Below are 20,802 nucleotides of genomic sequence, written 5' to 3'. Positions count from 1 at the left end.
ATGCCATTATAAGAAGAGGCGCTGCCTCTTCTTTTTGCATGTTTGTCGGAAGGGAAGGAATGGAGTCCCATGATTAAAGAAATCATTGTAGTAGAGGGCAAGGACGATACGGTTGCGATTAAACGCGCCGTCGACGCGGAAACCATCGAGACCGGGGGTTCTGCTGTCGGTGAAGCGGTTCTGAAACGTGTGGAGCTGGCGATGGAGCGCAGGGGCGTTATTATCTTTACCGACCCCGATCATGCCGGAGAGCGAATCCGCAAAATCGTCGCGCAGCGCGTTCCGGGCTGCAAGCATGCCTTCTTACCGCAGGAGGAGGCGCTCTACAAAGGCGATATCGGCGTAGAGAACGCATCTCCGGAGGCGATCAGACGGGCGCTCGCCAATTTGCGTACGGAAGCGGCGCAAGGCTCGGCCGGCCTTGCCGAGGTGACGATGGAGGATTTGATGCAGGCGGGTCTGCTCGTTCATCCGCAAGCGTCTGAGAGACGGCTGAAAATGGGGAACTTGCTTGGCATCGGGTATGCAAACGGCAAACAGTTCTTTAAGCGCTGCTCGATGTTTCGCATTACGCGCGAGGAATTCATGCGGGCGCTGGATACGATGGAGAGCGAAGGAGATAAAGGATGACAGAGGGAACGAAGGCGATGGCCGAAGTAGGCTCGCCGAAGCGGACGAAGGATATTATCGCCAGATACGGATTCACGTTTAAGAAGAGCCTCGGTCAGAACTTTCTGATCGATCAAAATATTTTGCGCAAAATTGTCGGTGCTGCCGAGCTTGATGAGTCGAAGGGGGCGCTGGAGATCGGCCCGGGCATCGGGGCGCTGACGCAGCAGCTTGCGCATACCGCAGCCAAGGTCGCAGCGGTGGAAATCGACAACCGGCTCATTCCGATCCTGAAGGAAGTATTCGCGGATACGCCGAACGTGCATGTCGAGCACGGCGACGTGCTGAAGCTCGACCTTGACGCTCTGATAAAGGAGCGGTTCGCGGGTCTGTCTGGCGTAAGCGTCGTCGCGAACCTGCCGTATTACGTGACGACCCCGATTGTGATGAAGCTGCTGGAGGAGAAACTGCCTCTTGAGCATATCGTGGTTATGATCCAAAAGGAAGTCGCGCAGCGGATGGCAGCAAAGCCAGGAGGCAAAGACTACGGCAGCCTTAGTATAGCCGTGCAGTATTATTGCGTTCCTGAGCTTGTCTGCATCGTGCCGCATACAGTGTTCATTCCGCAGCCGAATGTGGATTCTGCGGTCATCAAGCTCACGCTTCGGGACAAGCCGGCCGTTGAAGTCGAGGATGAGGCACATTTCTTCCGGACCGTCCAGGCCTGCTTTGCGCAGCGCCGCAAGACGATCGCCAACAACTTGACCGCCTTCGTAGGCAAGGCAAACCGCGATCAGCTGGGCACGCTGCTAGGCAGCTGCGGCATTGATCCGTCCAGGCGCGGCGAGACGCTCTCTCTGGCGGAGTTTGCGGCGCTCAGCCGCGCGCTGCTGGAGGCCGGATACAACGGTAACGGCTAAATGAACAGCGACAAAAAATAAAAGTGAGCGCACCATGACGGGCGTCTCCCCATAGGATAGACGAAGAGGTGATTTGCCCATGAAGCAAGGGGACCTGGTCGTCCGCAAATCCTATGGCGGGGACGTCCTTTTTCGTGTTGCGATAATTCAAGAAGAAACAGCTATCCTGAAGGGTACCGACTATCGTCTGCTTGCAGACGCCCCTATTGTCGATTTGTCCGTTGTAGGCGATCCGGAGTCCTCCGCAGTCGCGAGACAGGCACGGATAAAAGCCGCTGAATCTACGATGAAGATGCAAGAGCAGCGCGAGCAGCAGATGATGGAGCGTGAATTGCAGCGTGCGCAAAGTCAGCCCCAGCCTTATTTTGAGTTGCCCGGAAGAGTGCTTCATCTGGATGGGGACAGCAACTATATGAGAAAAAGCATGCAGTTGTACACGCAAATGCGCGTCCCGGCTCACGGGATCTATGTGCATGAATCGCAGATGGCCGATGTGGTGTACCGGCTGCTCCCGCAGATCAAACCGGACATCGTAGTTATTACCGGACATGACGGCGTGCTCAAAAACCGCATGCAGGATGATTTGCAAAACCTGGCCAGCTATAAGAACTCGCAAAATTTCGTGAATGCCGTGCGGATTGCCCGTCAGTACGAGAAGAGCAAGGACAGTTTAATTGTCGTGGCCGGCGCTTGCCAATCCCACTATGAAGCACTGCTTCAGAATGGTTCCAACTTCGCAAGCTCTCCGAGTAGAGTGCTCATTCATGCGCTTGATCCGGTCTACGTGGCCATCAAAGCCAGCTACACCTCCCACAGGGAGAGCATCAACCTGGCTGATGTCATTCATGGCACGATCAGCGGCATCGACGGCGTCGGAGGCATTGAAACGTTAGGGAAGTTTCGGGTCGGTCTGCCGAAGCCCAAAACGTTGACCGGTGTGAAACCAACTGTATAATATGGCTGGCGCGGGATAAAATATACGTGATCCCGTAAAAAACAGTCTTTTTTATATTGACACAATGTTAAGACCGCTGTTATAATTATAATTTTTTGACAAACCACCTCCTTTTGGTTATAATGGACAAGGAAAGAGGTGGTAGTGCACAATGGCAAAAAATGCGCTATTGGAAATCAAACGCAGTTTGGAAACCCATGTCGGCTCCAAAATACGTCTTCGTGCAAACGGTGGTCGTCGAAAGACTATTGAACGGACCGGTGTGTTAGAAGAAATCTACCCTTCTGTATTTATTGTCAGACTTGACCAGGAGCAGCATGCGTTCAAGCGCGTCTCGTACAGCTATGCCGATATTTTGACGGAATCCGTTGAAGTGACGGTTGACAGCGATGATGGTCAGGTACGCATTACGTATATACAATGAGATAAGTTGTAATCTGAACTGTGCAGAGTCCCCCGGCGCTTGTGAAAGCGGCGTTAGGCGGGCTCTGCACTTTTTTTTGCGCTGCAGTCGGCCTCATGGGAACGGGACCCTCTCCGTATGATTACGATGAAAACAACCATACTAACGTTACTACCCGTTTCTGAAGGAGGAGAGTGCTTATGTCACGCAGACGCCGCACGATGAGCGAAGAGTTGAAGAAGGAGCTTGCTAAAGATTTGGGCTTCTACGATACCGTGCAGCGGGAAGGCTGGGGCGGGATTAAAGCGAAGGATGCCGGCAATATGGTGAAACGTGCGATTCAACTTGCCGAACAGGCCGCCGCCAAGCAGTATGCCGCACAGCAGGCGCAACAGGGTTATCAGCCGCAAATGCAAGCGCAGACGCAGCAATCGTCATATAGGCCGCAAACGGCTCGCAACCCCTTTATGCAGCCTCAAGGCAATACGCCGCAGCGGCAACAGGCTGCCAGCACCGTACCGGCTTACATGCATCAAGCCGTGCAAGCCGCACAGCAGCAAGCTTCTCAATTTCACCCCCAATAAACGAGGGTTATGTCAAGCTAAGATGATGGGCAGTCCCGCGGCTGCTCAATGCTCTTAGCTTTTCTTTTGACCTTTTGTTATAATATGTGAAGTTTAACGATAACGGACGGGTGAGGCTCATATGAAGATTTACGAAAAGGCGCCGGCGAAAATCAATCTGCTGCTGGATGTCAAACGAAAGCGCGAGGATGGTTTTCACGAGGTCGAGATGATCATGACGATGGTCGATTTGGCGGACCGGCTCGAGATGGAGGAGCTGCCGCGGGATACGATCATTATATCGAGCCAAGCCGGGTACATTCCGCTTGATGAGAAGAATTTGGCTTTCCAAGCGGCAAGGCTGATCAAGGATCGCTACAATGTCCGCAAGGGCGTTTATATCCACTTGGATAAGAAAATACCGGTCGCCGCGGGGCTGGCCGGCGGAAGCAGCGATGCAGCGGCTACACTGCGCGGGCTGAATCGGCTGTGGCAGCTGGGCATATCGGAGGACGAGCTGTGCACGCTGGGCGCGGAGCTTGGCTCAGACGTGCCGTTCTGCGTCACAGGCGGCACCGCTATTGCGCGCGGGCGCGGAGAGAAACTTGAACGGATCAGCAACCCGCCGCAATGCTGGGTCATTCTCGCCAAGCCGCCGATCAACGTATCGACGGCAGACGTGTACGGGAAACTGCGCGCATCGGAGTTGAAGCACCATCCGTCCACGGCGGATATGCTGGATGCGATCAAGAACGGTTCTTTCAGCGACGTTTGCACTTACTTGGGCAACGTACTGGAGACCGTTACGCTGCAGCTCCATCCCGAGGTGCTTCAATTGAAAGAAATTATGCAGCGTCTTGGCGCAGACGGCGTCCTCATGTCAGGAAGCGGCCCGACGGTTTTCGGCTTGGTAAGCAAGGAAGCCAAGGTATCGCGCATCTATAACGGACTTCGCGGTTTTTGCAAAGAAGTCTATGTGGTAAGAATGCTGACATAAAGCCTACGTGCGTCTTGATCAAATCCGTATGAAAATGTTATATTGTCATTATAATATTCGGATTTAGGTAGGGGGAATGCACGGTGAAGAAGTTAAAACGAAGTGCAAGGTTAGTAGAAATGACGCAATACTTACTTACACGCCCCCATACGTTAATATCTCTAACAGCATTTGCGGACCGTTATCAATCGGCAAAGTCCTCCATCAGCGAGGATCTGGCGATTATTAAAGAAGTTTTCGAAGAAGAAGGGCTCGGCGAGCTGCATACGCTTGCAGGCGCGGCCGGCGGCGTGAAATATACACCGAAGATGGGACATGAAGAGGCGCTGGCCATTATGAACGGCGTGTGCCGTCAATTGGAACAGCCGGAGCGGGTGCTCGCAGGCGGTTATCTCTATATGACGGATATGCTGGGACAGCCCGGCTTGCTTGCGGATGTCGGACGCATGTTTGCAACCGCATTCGCGGCTTCGGAAATTGACGTCATTATGACGGTAGAGACGAAGGGGATTCCGCTTGCTTACGCAACGGCGGCCTGTATGAACCTGCCTGTCGTCATCGTCCGTCGGGACAATAAGGTAACGGAAGGCTCTGCCGTTAGCATTAATTACGTATCGGGCTCCAATAAGCGCATCCAGACAATGTCGCTTGCTAGGCGCGCGCTGAAGGAGCATGCGCGGGTTCTGATCATCGACGATTTCATGAAAGCCGGCGGGACGATCCAAGGGATGATGGATTTGCTGTTCGAATTCAACGCCAAGGTCGCCGGGGTCGGCGTATTCGTGGAATCGGGCGGGCTTGAAACGGAGGACCGGCTGCTTGAGGATTACGTTTCGCTTGCTAAGCTTACGGCCGTCGATATGAAAACGAAACAAACGACCGTTGTGCCGGGTAACTATTTCACGCGTACGGAAGCTACATAGCAAACAATCGAGGAGGATTTATTGGCAATGAAAGTACAACCGCAACCTATAGCAACGACCAAAGCGCCTGCGGCCATCGGACCGTATTCGCAAGCGATGAAGCTTGGCAATTTGCTGTTCACTTCCGGTCAAATTCCGCTGACGGCGGAAGGCGCGCTCGTAGAAGGCGGCATCGAAGAGCAGACTCATCAGGTTTTCCGCAATCTGGAGGCTGTCCTTGCCGAGGCGGGCGCTTCGTTCGCCGACGTAGTCAAGGCGACTGTCTTCATTAAAGACATGAATCAGTTCGCAGCGCTCAACACGATCTACGCATCTTACTTTGGCGACCATAAACCGGCTCGTTCAACCGTAGAAGTGGCACGGCTTCCGAAGGACGTTCTTGTCGAAATTGAGCTGATCGTGGCGATTGGAGTCGAATGATAAAGGATAATATTTGACTTTAAAAAATATTTTTATTATAGCCAGATATTTTCCAGATCCATGAAGGAATTCGCATCAAAACGTGGAAGTATACACCAAGTCTTTGATAGGCAAAGGTGGTGAACACAGATGCAAATTACCGATGTTAGACTCCGCCGAGTAAATTCCGAAGGCCGGATGAAGGCAATCGCCTCAATTACCATTGACAATGAATTTGTCGTTCACGATATTCGCGTGATAGACGGAAACAATGGAATGTTTGTGGCAATGCCAAGCAAGCGTACTCCTGATGGAGAATTCCGCGATATCGCACACCCGATTTCTTCGACGACACGGGAGAAGATCCAAGCTGCCGTCCTCGCAGAATACGAACGTGCAGCGACGGAAGAAGAGGTTATCGAAGAAGGCGCCTAAATCAAAGCATTGGGACGTCGAGCAAAGAGAGCCCGTTTACGGACGGCTCTCTTTTCTTTTGCCCGGAGATACGATATGCTCAATAGAGCATTTATGAGCGATGCGTTATGAAGGGGTAAGAAAGCTAGGAGGGACATCCTTTGAAAGTAATGGCAATTGTATTGGCAGCAGGGCAAGGAAAACGAATGAAATCAAAATTATATAAAGTACTGCATCCTGTGTGCGGCAAACCGATGGTAGGGCATGTACTGCAGACGGTAAAGGACGCCGCTTGCGAGCGTACGGTCGTCGTGCTCGGTCACGGCGCGGAAACGGTACGCGCGTACCTCGGGGACGGCGCGGAGTTTGTCCTTCAGGAGCAGCAGCTCGGCACCGGCCATGCCGTGCAGCAGGCGGAGCCGCTGCTTGGCGAAGAGACGGGCACGACGGTTATTCTGTATGGCGATACGCCGCTAGTCACGGCGGCAACGATCGGGGAGCTGCTTGCGCTGCATCATAAGACGGAAGCTGCGGCAACCGTGCTGACGGCTGTTGTGCCGAATCCGCAAGGGCTTGGCCGCATTATCCGCGATGAGGCCGGCAACGTGCTGCGCATCGTGGAGCAGAAGGATTGCACGCCGGAACAAGCGGCGATTACGGAAATCAACACAGGCATGTACTGCTTCGACAATAAAAAGTTGTTCCAGGCATTGAAGCAAGTGACCAACAACAATGCGCAGGGCGAGTACTACCTGACGGACGTGATGGAAATTTTGAAGAACGCCGGCGAGACGGTTGGCGCTTACTGTGCGCCTGACTTTGCCGAAGGGATCGGCGTCAATGACCGTGTCGGCTTGGCTGAGGCGGAATCGCTCATGCGCGCGCGGATTAACCGGAATCATCAAATCAACGGCGTAACGATCATCGATCCGGCCGCAACGTACATCGAAGCGGACGTAGTGATTGGCTCGGACACCGTGATTTATCCGGGCACCGTGCTGCGCGGCCGTACCGTCATCGGCGAAGATTGCGCAATCGGTCCGCATGCGGATGTGACGGATACGCAAATCGGCAACGGCGTGACCGTGAAGCATTCCAATGCCGTGGAGTCGGTGATAAGCGACGATTGCGCGGTAGGCCCGTATGCCTACCTGCGTCCTGGTACTAAGCTAGGCGCTGGCTGCAAAATCGGCGATTTCGTGGAAATCAAGAATGCGGAGCTTGGCGAGGGAACCAAGGTTTCGCATCTGAGCTATGTCGGCGATGCGAAGGTCGGCAAGGACGTCAATATCGGCTGCGGCGCGATTACCGTCAATTACGACGGCTATAACAAGTCGCTGACCGAGATTGGCGACCGTGCGTTTGTCGGCAGCAACGTCAATTTGATCGCGCCCGTGAAGATCGGCGACGGCGCCTATGTGGTTGCCGGCTCGACGATTACGCAGGATGTGCCTGACAACGATGTGGCGATCGCCCGCGAGCGCCAAATCAACAAACCGGGCTATGCGGAGAAGCTGCGCGGCCGCGCGAAAGCGAAGAAAGAGAGCCAAGCGAAGGGGTAGTCCGCCTGGGCCGTTTCATCTTAGTCGTTTATTTCGAAGCCGGAATGGGAAAGAATATATGGAAATCACAACACTCTTTGGAGGTTTCCGACTATGGCGATACCATTTCGGGCAGAAGCACGGACGACTGCCACGCAAGGCCAATTGAAACAAATGAGACAGCAAGGCTTCGTACCTGGCGTCGTATATGGATCCAAGCTGAGCAAGCCGATTCCGGTCTCGGTCAATGAGAAGGAGCTGTCCGCGCTGCTGCGTTCGCATCCGCATGCATTGCTGGAGCTCGACATTCCGGGAGCGGGGAAGCAGCCGGTCATGCTGACCGAAGTGCAGCGCGAGCCGCTTACACGCAACCTGCTTCATATCGATTTCCATCAGGTTAATATGAATCAGTCGATCAAAACGCAGGTACGGCTTGAGATGATCGGCGACTCGACAGGCGTGCGCGAAGGCGGCATCTTGCAGCCGATGCTCCATGAGCTGGAAATCCATTGCTTGCCGAATCAAATTCCGGATGCCATCGAGGTCGACGTATCTGGGCTTGGCATGGGGGAGAACCTGCTGGTCAGCGATTTGCGGCTGCCTGCCGGCGTATCGACGAAGGTGGACACCGATCAGGTGGTCGTCACCATTCTAGTGCCTCAGAAGGATTTGACGGCGGAAGAAGCGGAAGCTGCCGCGGTAGAAACGCACGAAGCGGAGCAGCGCGCGCATGAAGCGGAAATGCATGCTGTAAATTTCGAATAACGGTAGGATTTGGGCTGCGGGCATGGAAGCAGCCCTTTTATTTTTTAATAGCCCGGTCTGGAAACGAAGGTAAACTGCTTGCGGCTGTAGAAAACATTATTCATCATGATGTACGATGGACTGATCGTTTCGACGTAGCCGATATCATGGTGTTCTTTGCGCCAATAGACTTGAACGGGAACCTGGTACTCGTGGTGGTCTTGGAAATGACTGTCGTCGAAAATCAGCTGGCCGTTGACATACATCGAAAATTACGCCCCTTTGCACACGAAGTCCGGCTGCAGTGCCGAATCTATACATATGACAATTGAAGATGAACATTCGTTGCAGGGTGATTTAGAAAATTTTTTTGGCACAGGAGTTGAGCTGTCAGCATGAAATGGATTGTCGGATTAGGCAACCCCGGCACCGCGTATCAAGGGACGCGGCATAATGTGGGCTTTATGGTCGTAGATGAGCTTGCGAAGCGGTGGGGGATTAAAGTCACGCAGAGCAAGTGCAAAGGACTGATCGGGGAAGGCAATGTGGCCGGGACGAAAGTCGCACTTATTAAACCGATGACGTATATGAATTTGTCCGGCGAAACGGTAAGAGGGTATATGGATTACTATAAAACGAGTCTTGAGGACGGCATTATCGTGTATGACGATCTGGATACGGAAACGGGCAAAATCCGTCTTCGCTACCAGGGCAGCGCCGGCGGCCATAACGGGATCAAGTCCATCATCCAACATACCGGTACGCAAACCTTCAATCGGATCCGCATTGGCATTTCGCGGCCGCAGACGGGGATGAGCATCTCAGACTACGTGCTTTCTAATTTCCCGAAGAGCGAGCAGGATCTGCTGAAGGCAATGATTGACGAAAGCTGCGACGCGGCGGAATTTGCGCTGACGAATTCATTCGAACGCACCATGGCCAAATATAACCGTTAAATTTCAGCCATTGCGGGCATACTGAGGGTATAACGACTACTCAGGAGGCATACATATGGCTGTAAATTATATTTGCCGGCATTGTAAATCGCAAATCGGGTCGATCAATAACGCCCATATTTCAGAAACGCAGCTTGGTTTCCATTTCTTGACCCCCGAAGAACGCAGCGATATAATAGCGTATAATCCGAACGGCGACGTTACGGTGAATGTCGTCTGCGATTATTGCCGCGAGGCGATTGACAGCAACCCGGAGCTGCTGCTTGTATCCAACCCGCTGCAGTAATAAGGGGCAAGTGAATGAACAAAGAGCCTTGGCGTATGGCTGAGGCTTCTTTTTGTAATGATCGAAACGGAGAAATGCAGGTTGCTAGAGAGGGAATCCGGCCGATAGCCGATTTTTCATCGAATAGAAGTGTTGTCTTGTGGAAAGAAACGAGGTGCCGCTAACGTTGAAAGCATTACTGGAAGCTTATGCAGCGGATACGGATTTTGGTTCGGTCGTATCCGGAATCAAGAAAGGAATGCAGGAGCAGCTCATATCGGGGCTGGCCGGTTCTTCGCGTCAAGTGATGATCGCTGCGCTGAAGCGGGAGTTCGATCGCCCGATGCTCGTCGTCACCCACAATATGTTCGCTGCCCAGAAGATCGCGGAAGACCTTGTGGAGTGCCTGTCCGAGAGCGAAGTGCTGCTGTATCCCGCCAATGAATTAGTCGCTGCCGAAGCAGCCATTTCGAGCCCGGAGACGCTCGCACAGCGGATGGATGTGCTTATCCGACTGTCGCAAGGGTTTCGCGGGATTATTGTCGTGCCTTTTTCCGGTGTCCGGCGGTTCCTGCCGGTTAGCAGCGTCATGGCTGCGGCTCGGATCGAGCTGAAGGTCGGGGAGACGCTATCGTTGGAAGCGTTTTTACGTCAAATGGTAGAGCTCGGCTATGTGCGTGTCGACAAGGTCGAGGGTAAAGGCGAGATGAGCGTCAGAGGGGGCATCGTCGACCTGTTTCCGCTCACGTCGCCGCATCCGTACCGGGTCGAATGGTTCGACGACGAGATCGATTCGATCCGTACGTTCTATCCGTCCGAGCAGCGCTCCATCGATAAGCTTGAGCAGTATACGGTGCCGCCGTGCCAGGAGCTGACCGCCGACGCAAGGCGCTTCGAGAACGCGGCGAAGCACGCTGCGGACCTGCTGGAACAGCAGCTGCAGAAGATGACCGACCGTACGGCCAAGGACCGCCTTCGTTCCGAGATCGGCTCGGAAATCGAGAAGCTGCGCCAGCATCAGTATTTTACGGAAATCTATAAATATATTTCGCTGCTCTACCCGGAGCGGCAAACGTTGTTTGATTACATGCCGAAAGATACCCTGCTCATCTATGATGAGCCGACGCGTCTGATCGAAACCGGCCGCCAGCTGGAGCGGGACGAAGCGGAATGGGCGATGCACCTCATGACCAATGGCAAGGCGCTTCCTTCGCTTGCGCTTGCGCGGCCATCGGACGACGTGCTGTTCCACCGTCCGTTCCCGACGCTGTTTCTGTCATTGTTCCTGCGGCAAATTCCGCACACGCAGCCGCAAAATATTCTCAACGTCGTATGCCGTTCCATGCAAAGCTTCCACGGCCAGATGAACGTGCTGAAGGCGGAGATGGAGCGGTGGCGCAAGACCGGCGCGAAGGTCATCATGCTGGCCGGCAATCCTGAGCGGATGGACCGCATGCGGCGGGTGCTGCATGATTACGGCATTGAACCGCCGCTTATCATAGAAGGCAATTTACAGACGGGCTTCGAGCTGCCGTCGATCCATCTTATCGTCATTACCGAGGGCGAGATGTTCTCGCAGAAGCAGCGCAAGGCGCGCCGCCTCGACAAGAAGATGGACAATGCGGAGCGGATCAAGAGTTATACCGAGTTGAAGGTCGGCGATTACGTCGTTCACCAGAACCACGGCATCGGCAAGTATATGGGGATCGGCACGCTTGAAATTGCCGGTATTCATAAGGACTACATGCATATTTTGTACGCTGGCGGCGATAAGCTGTCCGTCCCGATCGAGCAGATCGATTTGATTCAAAAATATGTCGGCTCCGAAGAGAAGGAGCCGAAGGTCTATAAGCTGGGCGGCAACGAATGGACGCGGGTGAAGAGCAAAGCCCAGTCGTCCGTCAAGGACATTGCCGACGAGCTCATCAAGCTGTACGCCGAGCGGCAGGCGACGAGCGGCTTCGCGTTCGGTCAGGACACGTCATACCAGCAGGAATTCGAAGCGATGTTCCCGTATGACGAGACGAATGACCAGCTGCGGGCCATAGCGGAGATTAAGAAGGATATGCAAATTCCGCGCCCGATGGACCGTCTGCTCTGCGGCGACGTCGGCTACGGCAAGACGGAAGTGGCCGTGCGGGCGGCGTTCAAGGCCGCCATAGAAGGCAAGCAGGTGGCCATTCTGGTGCCGACCACGATTTTGGCGCAGCAGCATTACGAGACGTTCCGCGAGCGCTTCTCGGGCTTCCCGTTTAACGTGCAGGTGCTGAGCCGTTTCCGTTCCAAGAAAGATCAGACCGCGACGATGAAGGGCCTGAAGGCGGGGACGGTCGATGTCGTCATCGGCACGCATCGGCTGCTTTCGCAGGATATTATATTTAAAGATTTGGGACTGCTCATCGTCGATGAGGAGCAGCGCTTCGGCGTGTCCCATAAAGAGAAGCTGAAGCGGCTGAAGACCAATGTCGACGTATTGACGCTGACTGCGACGCCGATTCCGCGGACGCTGCATATGTCGATGCTCGGCGTGCGCGATCTGTCCGTCATCGAGACGCCGCCGGAGAACCGGTTCCCGGTTCAAACCTACGTCGTGGAATACAGCCCTTCGCTTGTGCGCGAGGCTATTGAGCGCGAGCTTGCGCGAGGCGGCCAGGTCTATTATCTCTACAACCGCGTACAGGGTATCCACCAGATGGCCGAGCAGATCCATGCGCTCGTGCCCGATGCGCGGGTGGCGGTCGGTCACGGCCAAATGTCCGAACAGGAGCTGGAGAAGACGATTCTGGACTTCCTCGACGGCGAGTCCGACGTGCTTGTCAGCACCAGCATCATTGAGACAGGCGTCGATATTCCGAACGTCAATACGTTGATCGTCCACGACGCGGACAAGATGGGCTTGTCCCAGCTGTATCAGCTGCGCGGACGGGTAGGCCGCTCCAACCGGATCGCATATGCGTATTTCACGTACCAGCGGGATAAGGTGCTGACGGAAGTGGCCGAGAAGCGGCTTCAGTCGATCAAGGAGTTCACGGAGCTTGGCTCCGGCTTTAAGATCGCGATGCGCGACTTGTCCATCCGCGGAGCGGGAAATTTGCTGGGCGCGGAGCAGCACGGCTTTATTGCTTCCGTCGGGTTCGATTTGTATTCGCAAATGTTAGCCGACGAAATCAAGAAGCGGAAGGCGGATATGGGCGGCGAAGTTGAGGAGCCGGTGAAGGAAGTAAGCACGGTGATCGACATGAGCATCGATGCCTACTTGCCGTCGGCTTATATTTACGATAGCATACAGAAGATAGAGATTTACAAAAAAGTGGCATCGGCCCGTACCTTCGAAGAAGTAGAAGACCTGCGGGAGGAGCTCGTTGACCGGTTCGGCGATCTGCCTCAAGCGGTCGACAACCTGCTTTCTGTAGCTCGTTTGAAGGTGTATGGCGCGCTTCTGGGCATCGAGCAAATCGGCGGGAAAGGCGAGGACTTTACCCTGCGTTTCGCGGAGCGCGAGAAGAAGCGGTTCGACACGAAGAAGGTCGACATGCTTTGCCTGCAGCTGGAGAACCGGTTCAAGCGCTCAACCGGACAAGAGCCGTATCCGCTTATGCAGTTAAGGGGAAAAGGGCTCACGGTAGAACAGAAGCTTGAGCTGCTGGAACGTTTTTTGACACAATATAAAGACACCATTCAATCGAAAGGGGAACTACAGAATGTTACGCACTAACTATTGGAGAAGAGCGACTCTGCTTGCTCTGGCCGCCGTGCTTGTCGTCGTACTGGCAGCAGGCTGCGGCAAGAAGAAAGAGGAGGGCGCGGCTCCTGGTACGGGCGAAGGGAAAACGATCGCTACGTATAAAGACGGCACGGTCACGGACACCGAATTCAAGAAGTATTCGACGTTCTTCGGCATCGTGCAGCCCCAAACTGAAATGTACCTTAGCATTCCGCAACTGCAGGAGCAATTTCTGCGTGAATATATCGGTTACAAGGTGTTGTATAAACAGCTAGGCGATCAGAAGCTGGACGATGCTGCGCAGAAAGAGGTCGACACCTTCTACTCTCAGATGAAGCAGGCCATCGACGAGACGCCTGATGTGAAGAAGAAGGCGGAAGAAGCGAAGCTGACGGAAGCCAACATCCGCTACTTCTACACAATGATTTCATCGATCATGAAGGATCAGGAGAAGAAGATCACGGACGATCAAGTGAAGAAGGAATTCGAATCGACGAAGGCGGATTACAACGTTGTCAGCGTTCGCCATATTCTGATCGGCACGGTAGATCCGCAGACCGGCGAGGAAAAACGTAAAGACGACGAAGCGCTGAAGCTCGCGAAGGAAGTCAAAGGCAAGCTGGATGCGGGCGGTGACTGGAAAGCGCTGGCGAAGCAATATTCCGAGGACGAAGGCTCGAAAGAGAACGGCGGTTTGTACGAGAACCAGCAAGCAAAAGGCTGGGTACAGGAGTTTAAAGACGCAGCCAATAAGCAGGAAATCGGCAAAGTCGGCGAACCGGTCAAATCCCAATTCGGCTACCATGTCATGAAGGTCGAGAAGCGTGAGCCTACGCCGTTTGATAAATTGTCGGATCAAGACAAAGCGTTGATCAAGCAAGGTCTTGCTTCGACGAACTTGAATAAATTTATGACGGACGAGCTTCCGAAGCTTATCACGAAGATCGATCTGCCGAAGACGGAAACGCCGGCGACAGACGACACGAAGACGGACGATTCCAAGACAAACGATAGCAAAGCGGACAACAACAAAGCGGAAACCGAGAAGAAGGAAGAAGCTAAGTAGAATTTGGCCGCATTCGTACAAGCAACAAGACAAGCTCAGCCGATGGCTGGGCTTGTTTTGAGCATAAAGCACAAAAAATGGGAGGCGTTTCGATGGGACAGCAGCTATTTTTTGTAGGATCGTATGCAGCGAAGGAGCAAGAGGGCATCTCGGCCATGGTCTTACATACTGAAGACGGAAAGATTACACGGCTTTCAGGGCAGGCAGGCATTTTTAATCCATCCTTTCTAAGAAGCAACGAAGCGGGCACGAGATTATATGTCGTAAGCGAGACGGGCGCGGAGCCGGGCAGCGTGTACAGCTTCGTGATCCATGCCGATAACGGCGAGCTGAAGGCGATCAATGAATGGACGACGAAAGGCGGCTCTCCGTGCCATGTTGAAATCGACGCGACGGGCAAGCTGTTGATCGTGACCAACTATAGCGGAGGCAATCTATGCCTGTACGGGATCGAGAACGAGGACGGCTCGCTGGTGCCGGCCGATTTCGCGGCGCATGAAGGAGGCGGGCCGCGTAATGACCGCCAAGAGGTGCCGCATCCGCATTCGGCGATCATTGATCCGGCGAATCGCTATGCGCTGATTGCCGATCTTGGCACGGATCAGATCGTGCACTACGCGATCGACCACGATGCGCGGAAGCTGGACAGACAGCATGCGACGGCGCTGCCGGCAGGTGCGGGCCCTCGTCATATGGCGTTTCATCCAAACGGGCAGGTGCTCTATGTCATCAATGAGCTGGACAGCACGGTTGCTGTATTTAGTTATGAGGCGGAGAAGTCGCAGCTAACGCTTAAGCAGGTGATTTCGACGCTCCCGGAAGGGTATGGCGAAGAGACAACCTGCGCGGACATTCATGTGACGGCGGACGGCCGGTTTCTATATGCCTCCAATCGCGGACATGACAGCATCGCGGTTTATCGCATCGCGGCGGAAGGGAAGCTGGAGCTGGTCGAGATTACGTCAAGCGGAGGCATGACGCCGCGGAACTTCGCGATTTCGCCGGATGGCCGCTATTTGCTGGCCGCTAACCAGAACACGGATAACATAGTTACATTCCGGATAGATGGCGAAACCGGCGCTTTGCGGCCGACAGGCCATGAGATCGCGATGAGTAAACCGGTTTGCATCGCGTTTGTGTAGAGGAAGATCAGGTTGGAAAGCCGGGCAGGCACTTGAGGTGCTTGCCCGGTTCTTTTTTGTATGTTATGTTATATATGTGTTATATATAACAAAAAACTTTGAATAATTCAATCAAATATGTGATTAAAACTAACATAAAATCCATTAAATTTAATCATATATCCATTAAAAATTAATTTTCCTTTCTTTTACGTAAACTTTATTGACATGAAACTTATGCTGCTTTTATAATGAAACCACGAACAATGGAAGGTTAATCCAGTACAACGTTCGGAATAGAGAGGGAAAATGGATAGGGAGTGGGAGAATGAGGAAGAACGTTTGGAAAAGCGGGGTTTTCGTGCTGCTGGCCTCCATGCTGGTGCTGGCCGGCTGCGGCAAGAACGAGAATAAGGCCGCATCGACGAATGAAGCCGAGTCAGACAGCGGCAATGAAATCAAAGTCGGCATTCTGCACTCGCTTAGCGGCACCATGGCTATCAGCGAAGTATCGGTCAAGGACGCAGAGATGATGGCGATCGACGAGATTAACGCTAAGGGCGGCGTGCTTGGAAAGAAGCTTGTTCCTGTCGTTGAAGACGGCGCTTCCGACTGGCCGACTTTTGCGGAGAAAGCGCGCAAGCTGATTTCCGAAGACGAAGTTGCGACCGTATTTGGCGGTTGGACGTCCTCCAGCCGCAAAGCGATGCTGCCGGTATTCGAAGAATTGAAGAGCCTCCTCTGGTACCCGGTTCAATACGAGGGCTTGGAGCAATCCCCGAATATTATGTACACGGGCGCAACCACCAACCAACAAATCGTCCCTGCGGTCAGCTGGCTGCTGGAAAACCACGGCAAGAGATTTTTCCTCCTCGGTTCCGACTACGTATTCCCTCGCACCGCAAACAAAATCATCAAAGAACAGCTTAAGGTCGAAAGCGGCGAGCTCGTCGGCGAAGAATATACTCCTCTCGGACATACGGACTATGCGACGGTCATCGCCAAGATCAAGGAAGCGAAGCCCGACGTCATCTTCAATACGCTGAATGGCGACAGCAACGTTGCGTTCTTCAAGCAAATGAAGGATGCCGGCATTTCTCCTAAAGACATCACCACCTTATCCGTCTCGGTAGCTGAAGAAGAAATCCGCGGTATCGGCGTCGACGTGCTGGCCGGTACATATGCGGCTTGGAACTACTACCAAACGACAGATACCCCTGCGAACAAAACCTTCGTTGAAAACTATAAGAAAAAATACGGCGCTGACCGCGTGACGGCCGATCCGATCGAGGCAGGCTACGATGCCGTCTACCTGTGGGCCGCAGCGGTGGAGAAAGCCGGCTCCACGGACGTGGAGAAGGTGAAGGAAGCGGCCAAGGAGCTCGAGTGGGACGCGCCGGAGGGCAAGGTCAAGATCGACGGCGAAACGCAGCACCTGTACAAAACGGTCCGGATCGGCGAGGTGCAAAGCGACGGCCAGTTCAAGGAGGTGTGGAACTCGGGCGACCCGGTTAAGCCGGATCCGTACTTAAAAGGCTACACTTGGGCGGCCAGTCTAAGCGAAAGCAAATAAAAAATCCGGACCGAGCAGGCTGGGCAGCCGCCAAGCGGCGGTCCAGCTTGCATAAGGGGTGAATGCCAATATGGATGTGATCGTGCTTCAGCTGTTCAACGGAATAAGCGTCAGCTCCATTTTGCTGTTAATCGCACTGGGTCTGGCCATTACTTTCGGGCTTATGAAGGTCATTAACATGGCGCACGGCGAGTTGATCATGATCGGCGCCTATACGGCTTACGTCGTGCAAAATCTCTTTGCCGCTTACTTGCCGGACGCGGCCTTCGGCTGGTACTTTGCGCTGGCGATACCGGCGAGCTTCGCGGTTGCATTCGCATTCGGCCTAGTGTTGGAAATGGGTCTGATCCGCTTCCTCTACGGAAGGCCGCTAGACAGTTTGCTGGCCACCTGGGGTGTCGGACTCGTGCTGCAGCAGATCGCCCGCAGCCTATTCGGGGCGCCGAATGTAGGCGTCACGAGCCCGGAGTGGCTGAACGGCGGGATAACCGCGTTTGGCGGCGCCGTGTTTCCGTACAAGAGACTGTTCATTATCGGGCTTGTGCTCGTCTGCCTGTTCGTCATGTATCTGTACATTTATAGAAGCCACTCCGGCCGCCGGATGCGGGCAGTCATGCAAAACCGCGAAATGGCCGCTTGTCTCGGCATTTCCACGCGCAGCGTCGATGCGGTTACGTTCGCGATCGGCTCCGGCATCGCGGGAATCGCCGGCTGCGCGCTTACGCTGATCGGGCCAATTGGGCCCTCAATCGGCACGTATTACATCGTCGATGCGTTTATGGTCGTAGTGCTCGGCGGCGTCGGGAAGCTGGTCGGCACCGTGTTCGGGGCGCTAGGCATCGGATTGTCGAATACGCTCTTCGAATATTGGACGACGGCATCGCTCGGTAAAGTGCTGGTGTTTCTGTGCATCGTCGCATTTCTGCAATGGAAGCCGATGGGGCTTGTCGCCATGCGTTCGCGTTCGCTTGATAACTAGTAGAGACGGGGTCACTCTTGAAAGGTGGAATGCAAGATGTTGCTTCGGACAATGCCGCCCCAGCGGATATGGCTGCTGGCGGGCTATGCGGCCGCCGCTGCGGCGCTCTTCTGCGCGCCGCTTGTGCTCAGCGATTTCCGGCTGAATCTGCTCGCGAAGTTTTTGGCGTATGCCATCGTCGCGCTGGGGCTTGATTTGATATGGGGGTACACCGGCATCCTTAGTCTGGGACATGGCGTTTTCTTTGGCCTCGGCGGCTATGCGATGGCGATGTACCTCAAGCTGAATGCCGGCGGGGGAAGATTGCCCGACTTTATGGACTGGAGCGGGCTGACGGCGCTGCCGTGGTTTTGGAAGCCGTTCGGCTCGCTCACCTTCGCCGTGCTGGCAGGTATTCTGCTGCCGATGCTGCTTGCGCTCGTTCTGGGCTATTTCACGTTCCGCAACCGGATTCGCGGCGTATATTTCACGATCCTGACGCAGGCGCTGGTCATTATCACGGTCACGCTCTTCATCGGCCAGCAGGCTTACACGGGAGGGACGAACGGCGTGACCGGCTACGGCAAGCTTTTTGGCTATTCGCTTGCTTCGCCCGATACGAAGCGGTTTCTGTATTGGGTTACGGTCGTGCTGCTGTTCGGCGCGTTTTCCCTCTGCCGCTACCTGGTGAAAAGCCGTTTCGGCAAGGTGCTGCGCGCGATCAGGGACGGCGAGAATCGGGTCCGGTTCATCGGCTACAACCCGGCCGTCTACCAGAAGGTTGCCTTCAGCATTTCGGCCGGACTCGCCGGACTTGCCGGCATGCTGTTCGTGCTCCATGTCGGCATCATCTCGCCTTCCATGATGGGGATTGTGCCGTCCATTGAAATGGTGCTGTGGGTTGCGATCGGCGGGCGGGGAACGCTGGGCGGCGCGGTGCTTGGGGCAATCCTGCTGAACTCGGCCAAGAGCGCATTCAGTGAATCGTACCCGGATATTTGGATCCTATTCATGGGCGCGCTGTTCGTCGTTGTCGTGGTGTTCCTGCCTAAGGGGGCAGCGGGGTTATTCAGCCAGTTGAAACGGGTCGGAAGGAGGAAGGCAGCCGATGAAGGAGCAAACGGGGTCCGTCATCCTGCGGTGTGACGAGGTAACCGTCGATTTTGACGGGTTCAAAGCGGTGCAGGGCATGAATTTCTCGCTGACGCGCGGCGAGCTGCGGTTTCTGATCGGGCCCAACGGAGCGGGCAAAACGACTATGCTCGATGTCATTTGCGGCAAAGTGAAGCCGGCGGAAGGGAAGGTGCTGTTCGGTGGCGGGGTCGACATTACGCGGAAGAAGGAGCATCAGATCGCGGAGCTCGGCATCGGGCGCAAATTTCAGACGCCGTCGATTTTCCCGTCGCTCACGGTCTTTGAGAACTTCGAAATCGCCATGAAGCAGAATCGCGGCGTATTCGCGGCTATGCGCGCCAAGCTGCGCCGGGAAGAACGCGAGAGGATCGCTGCCCAGCTTGCGCTGGTCGGGCTGGAAGAGAAGGCAGCCTGGCGGGCGGGCGGGCTCTCGCACGGCGAGAAGCAGTGGCTCGAGATAGGCATGATGCTGCTGCAGGAGCCGGAGATTTTGCTGCTTGACGAACCGGTGGCGGGCATGACCGACGGCGAGACGGAGAAGACCGGCGAGCTGCTGCAGCAGATCCGCAAGACACAGTCGATCGTCGTCGTGGAGCATGATATGGAGTTCGTGCGGAGCTTTGCGAGCAAAGTAACCGTCATGCACGAGGGCAAACTGCTCAAGGAAGGCTCGATGGAGGATGTGCAGCGCGACAACCGCGTGACGGAAGTGTATTTAGGGAAAAGGCGGGATGCCGATGCTAGCCGTTCAACAGCTTGAAGCGGGGTACGGGGAGAGCGTGATTTTGCGGCAAGTGACTCTTCAGGTGCGGCCGGGCCAAGTCGTCTGCCTGCTTGGACGCAACGGGGTCGGTAAGACGACGCTGATGAAGAGCATTATGGGCGTGCTGAAGGCGCATAAAGGAACGGTTTCCTACAAGGGTACCGATTTGACGAAGCGGGCACCCGGTGAGCGGGCGAAGAAAGGGATCGGGTACGTACCGCAAGGGCGAGAAATCTTCCCGCAGCTTACCGTTTTTGAAAATATACTGCTGGGACTGGAAGCGTCCAAAGAGAAAAAACGCGCCATCCCGGAGTCCGCAATCGCAAAGTTCCCGGTATTGCCGACAATGTACGGCCGAAGGGGCGGCGATTTGAGCGGCGGGCAGCAGCAGCAGCTGGCTTTCGCCAGGGCGCTAGCCTCGGAGCCGGATTTACTGCTGCTCGATGAGCCGTGCGAAGGCATTCAGCCCTCCATTGTCGATGACATCAGGGATGTTATCCGGTCTATTAAGGCGGACGGGAAGACGTCGATCCTGCTGGCAGAGCAAAGCCTGGAGTTCGTAAAGAGTGTCGGCGACTACTTTTACATCCTTGAAAAAGGCTCGATTGCCTGGGAAGGCGGCTTGTCCGATTTGAATGAAGAAGTGATCCGGCATTTCTTGACCGTTTAGAATATGTAAGAAAACATAACATTAAGATTGACAAAGTCATCGATTCCCTCTTACAATACAGATAAATGTTAGGTTATTTAACAATTTAATAAAGGTCCCCGGCT

21 protein-coding genes and 1 pseudogene are annotated in these 20,802 nt (G+C 54.5%); 21 read left to right on the top strand and 1 reads right to left on the bottom strand.

Annotated features, from left to right (window positions below):
• The first annotated feature begins 69 nt into the window (after positions 1-69).
• The 11 genes and pseudogenes from rnmV to DL346_RS28025 all read left to right on the top strand — a co-directional run bounded on the left by rnmV (position 70) and on the right by DL346_RS28025 (position 8,489).
• Positions 70-630 carry a ribonuclease M5 gene (gene rnmV / locus DL346_RS28075; protein WP_112885715.1) on the top strand — a complete coding sequence of 187 codons (561 nt, stop codon included), beginning with the start codon at positions 70-72 and terminating at the stop codon, positions 628-630.
• Positions 627-1,529, top strand: a complete 903-nt coding sequence (gene rsmA / locus DL346_RS28070; protein ID WP_112885714.1) for a 16S rRNA (adenine(1518)-N(6)/adenine(1519)-N(6))-dimethyltransferase RsmA — start codon at positions 627-629, stop codon at positions 1,527-1,529. Before rnmV ends, rsmA begins: the two co-directional genes overlap by 4 nt.
• A gap of 79 nt (positions 1,530-1,608) precedes the next feature.
• Complete coding sequence (gene yabG, locus DL346_RS28065) at positions 1,609-2,484, top strand: sporulation peptidase YabG (RefSeq protein ID WP_112885713.1); 876 nt, start codon at positions 1,609-1,611, stop codon at positions 2,482-2,484.
• Between the two features lie 151 nt (positions 2,485-2,635).
• On the top strand, positions 2,636-2,908 hold the full coding sequence (gene veg / locus DL346_RS28060; protein ID WP_090985921.1) for a biofilm formation stimulator Veg: 273 nt from the start codon (positions 2,636-2,638) through the stop codon (positions 2,906-2,908).
• Between the two features lie 179 nt (positions 2,909-3,087).
• A pseudogene (locus tag DL346_RS28055) lies at positions 3,088-3,258 on the top strand (small, acid-soluble spore protein, alpha/beta type); the annotation flags it as partial.
• Between the two features lie 334 nt (positions 3,259-3,592).
• Complete coding sequence (ispE, locus tag DL346_RS28050; protein ID WP_112885712.1) at positions 3,593-4,447, top strand: 4-(cytidine 5'-diphospho)-2-C-methyl-D-erythritol kinase; 855 nt, start codon at positions 3,593-3,595, stop codon at positions 4,445-4,447.
• A gap of 83 nt (positions 4,448-4,530) precedes the next feature.
• Positions 4,531-5,370: a pur operon repressor gene (purR, locus tag DL346_RS28045; protein ID WP_112885711.1), complete on the top strand. Its 840-nt coding sequence runs from the start codon at positions 4,531-4,533 to the stop codon at positions 5,368-5,370.
• Positions 5,371-5,397: 27 nt separating this feature from the next.
• Positions 5,398-5,790, top strand: a complete 393-nt coding sequence (locus DL346_RS28040) for a RidA family protein (protein ID WP_112885710.1) — start codon at positions 5,398-5,400, stop codon at positions 5,788-5,790.
• Positions 5,791-5,919: 129 nt separating this feature from the next.
• Positions 5,920-6,204, top strand: coding sequence for a septation regulator SpoVG (spoVG, locus tag DL346_RS28035; protein WP_018759486.1), 285 nt, complete (start codon positions 5,920-5,922; stop codon positions 6,202-6,204).
• Between the two features lie 140 nt (positions 6,205-6,344).
• Positions 6,345-7,745, top strand: a complete 1,401-nt coding sequence (glmU, locus tag DL346_RS28030; protein WP_112885709.1) for a bifunctional UDP-N-acetylglucosamine diphosphorylase/glucosamine-1-phosphate N-acetyltransferase GlmU — start codon at positions 6,345-6,347, stop codon at positions 7,743-7,745.
• A 93-nt stretch (positions 7,746-7,838) separates the two neighbouring features.
• Complete coding sequence (locus tag DL346_RS28025) at positions 7,839-8,489, top strand: 50S ribosomal protein L25 (RefSeq protein WP_112885708.1); 651 nt, start codon at positions 7,839-7,841, stop codon at positions 8,487-8,489.
• A 44-nt stretch (positions 8,490-8,533) separates the two neighbouring features.
• On the opposite strand, the gene DL346_RS28020 is transcribed toward DL346_RS28025, so the two are convergent.
• Positions 8,534-8,734, bottom strand: coding sequence for a hypothetical protein (locus DL346_RS28020; RefSeq protein WP_112885707.1), 201 nt, complete (start codon positions 8,732-8,734; stop codon positions 8,534-8,536).
• A gap of 129 nt (positions 8,735-8,863) precedes the next feature.
• Between DL346_RS28020 and pth the strand changes: the two genes are divergently transcribed.
• The 10 genes from pth to urtE all read left to right on the top strand — a co-directional run bounded on the left by pth (position 8,864) and on the right by urtE (position 20,698).
• Positions 8,864-9,424 (top strand): aminoacyl-tRNA hydrolase, encoded by a 561-nt coding sequence (gene pth, locus DL346_RS28015; RefSeq protein WP_112885706.1) that lies wholly within the window; start codon positions 8,864-8,866, stop codon positions 9,422-9,424.
• Between the two features lie 55 nt (positions 9,425-9,479).
• Positions 9,480-9,710 carry an anti-sigma-F factor Fin gene (locus tag DL346_RS28010; protein WP_112885705.1) on the top strand — a complete coding sequence of 77 codons (231 nt, stop codon included), beginning with the start codon at positions 9,480-9,482 and terminating at the stop codon, positions 9,708-9,710.
• 166 nt (positions 9,711-9,876) lie between these two features.
• Positions 9,877-13,404: a transcription-repair coupling factor gene (gene mfd, locus DL346_RS28005; protein ID WP_112885730.1), complete on the top strand. Its 3,528-nt coding sequence runs from the start codon at positions 9,877-9,879 to the stop codon at positions 13,402-13,404.
• Positions 13,391-14,479 carry a peptidylprolyl isomerase gene (locus DL346_RS28000; RefSeq protein WP_112885704.1) on the top strand — a complete coding sequence of 363 codons (1,089 nt, stop codon included), beginning with the start codon at positions 13,391-13,393 and terminating at the stop codon, positions 14,477-14,479. The genes mfd and DL346_RS28000 overlap by 14 nt, the downstream gene beginning before the upstream one ends.
• 92 nt (positions 14,480-14,571) lie before the next feature.
• Positions 14,572-15,621 carry a lactonase family protein gene (locus tag DL346_RS27995; RefSeq protein ID WP_165822711.1) on the top strand — a complete coding sequence of 350 codons (1,050 nt, stop codon included), beginning with the start codon at positions 14,572-14,574 and terminating at the stop codon, positions 15,619-15,621.
• A gap of 355 nt (positions 15,622-15,976) precedes the next feature.
• Positions 15,977-17,173 carry an urea ABC transporter substrate-binding protein gene (urtA, locus tag DL346_RS27990; RefSeq protein WP_420849618.1) on the top strand — a complete coding sequence of 399 codons (1,197 nt, stop codon included), beginning with the start codon at positions 15,977-15,979 and terminating at the stop codon, positions 17,171-17,173.
• Between the two features lie 70 nt (positions 17,174-17,243).
• Positions 17,244-18,152, top strand: coding sequence for an urea ABC transporter permease subunit UrtB (urtB, locus tag DL346_RS27985; protein WP_112885701.1), 909 nt, complete (start codon positions 17,244-17,246; stop codon positions 18,150-18,152).
• A gap of 36 nt (positions 18,153-18,188) precedes the next feature.
• Complete coding sequence (gene urtC, locus DL346_RS27980; protein ID WP_112885700.1) at positions 18,189-19,277, top strand: urea ABC transporter permease subunit UrtC; 1,089 nt, start codon at positions 18,189-18,191, stop codon at positions 19,275-19,277.
• Positions 19,240-20,025 carry an urea ABC transporter ATP-binding protein UrtD gene (gene urtD / locus DL346_RS27975; protein WP_112885699.1) on the top strand — a complete coding sequence of 262 codons (786 nt, stop codon included), beginning with the start codon at positions 19,240-19,242 and terminating at the stop codon, positions 20,023-20,025. Before urtC ends, urtD begins: the two co-directional genes overlap by 38 nt.
• Entirely contained in the window at positions 20,003-20,698 is a 696-nt protein-coding gene (gene urtE, locus DL346_RS27970) for an urea ABC transporter ATP-binding subunit UrtE (RefSeq protein ID WP_112885698.1), read from the top strand. The genes urtD and urtE overlap by 23 nt, the downstream gene beginning before the upstream one ends.
• Positions 20,699-20,802 lie beyond the last annotated feature (104 nt).

It is taken from the genome of Paenibacillus montanisoli, assembly GCF_003268025.1.
In the GTDB taxonomy this organism is placed as follows: Bacteria; Bacillota; Bacilli; order Paenibacillales; family Paenibacillaceae; genus Paenibacillus_Z; species Paenibacillus_Z montanisoli.
The sequence above is the reverse complement of the archived record's forward strand: the minus strand, read 5'-3'. Positions and strand labels throughout refer to the sequence as shown.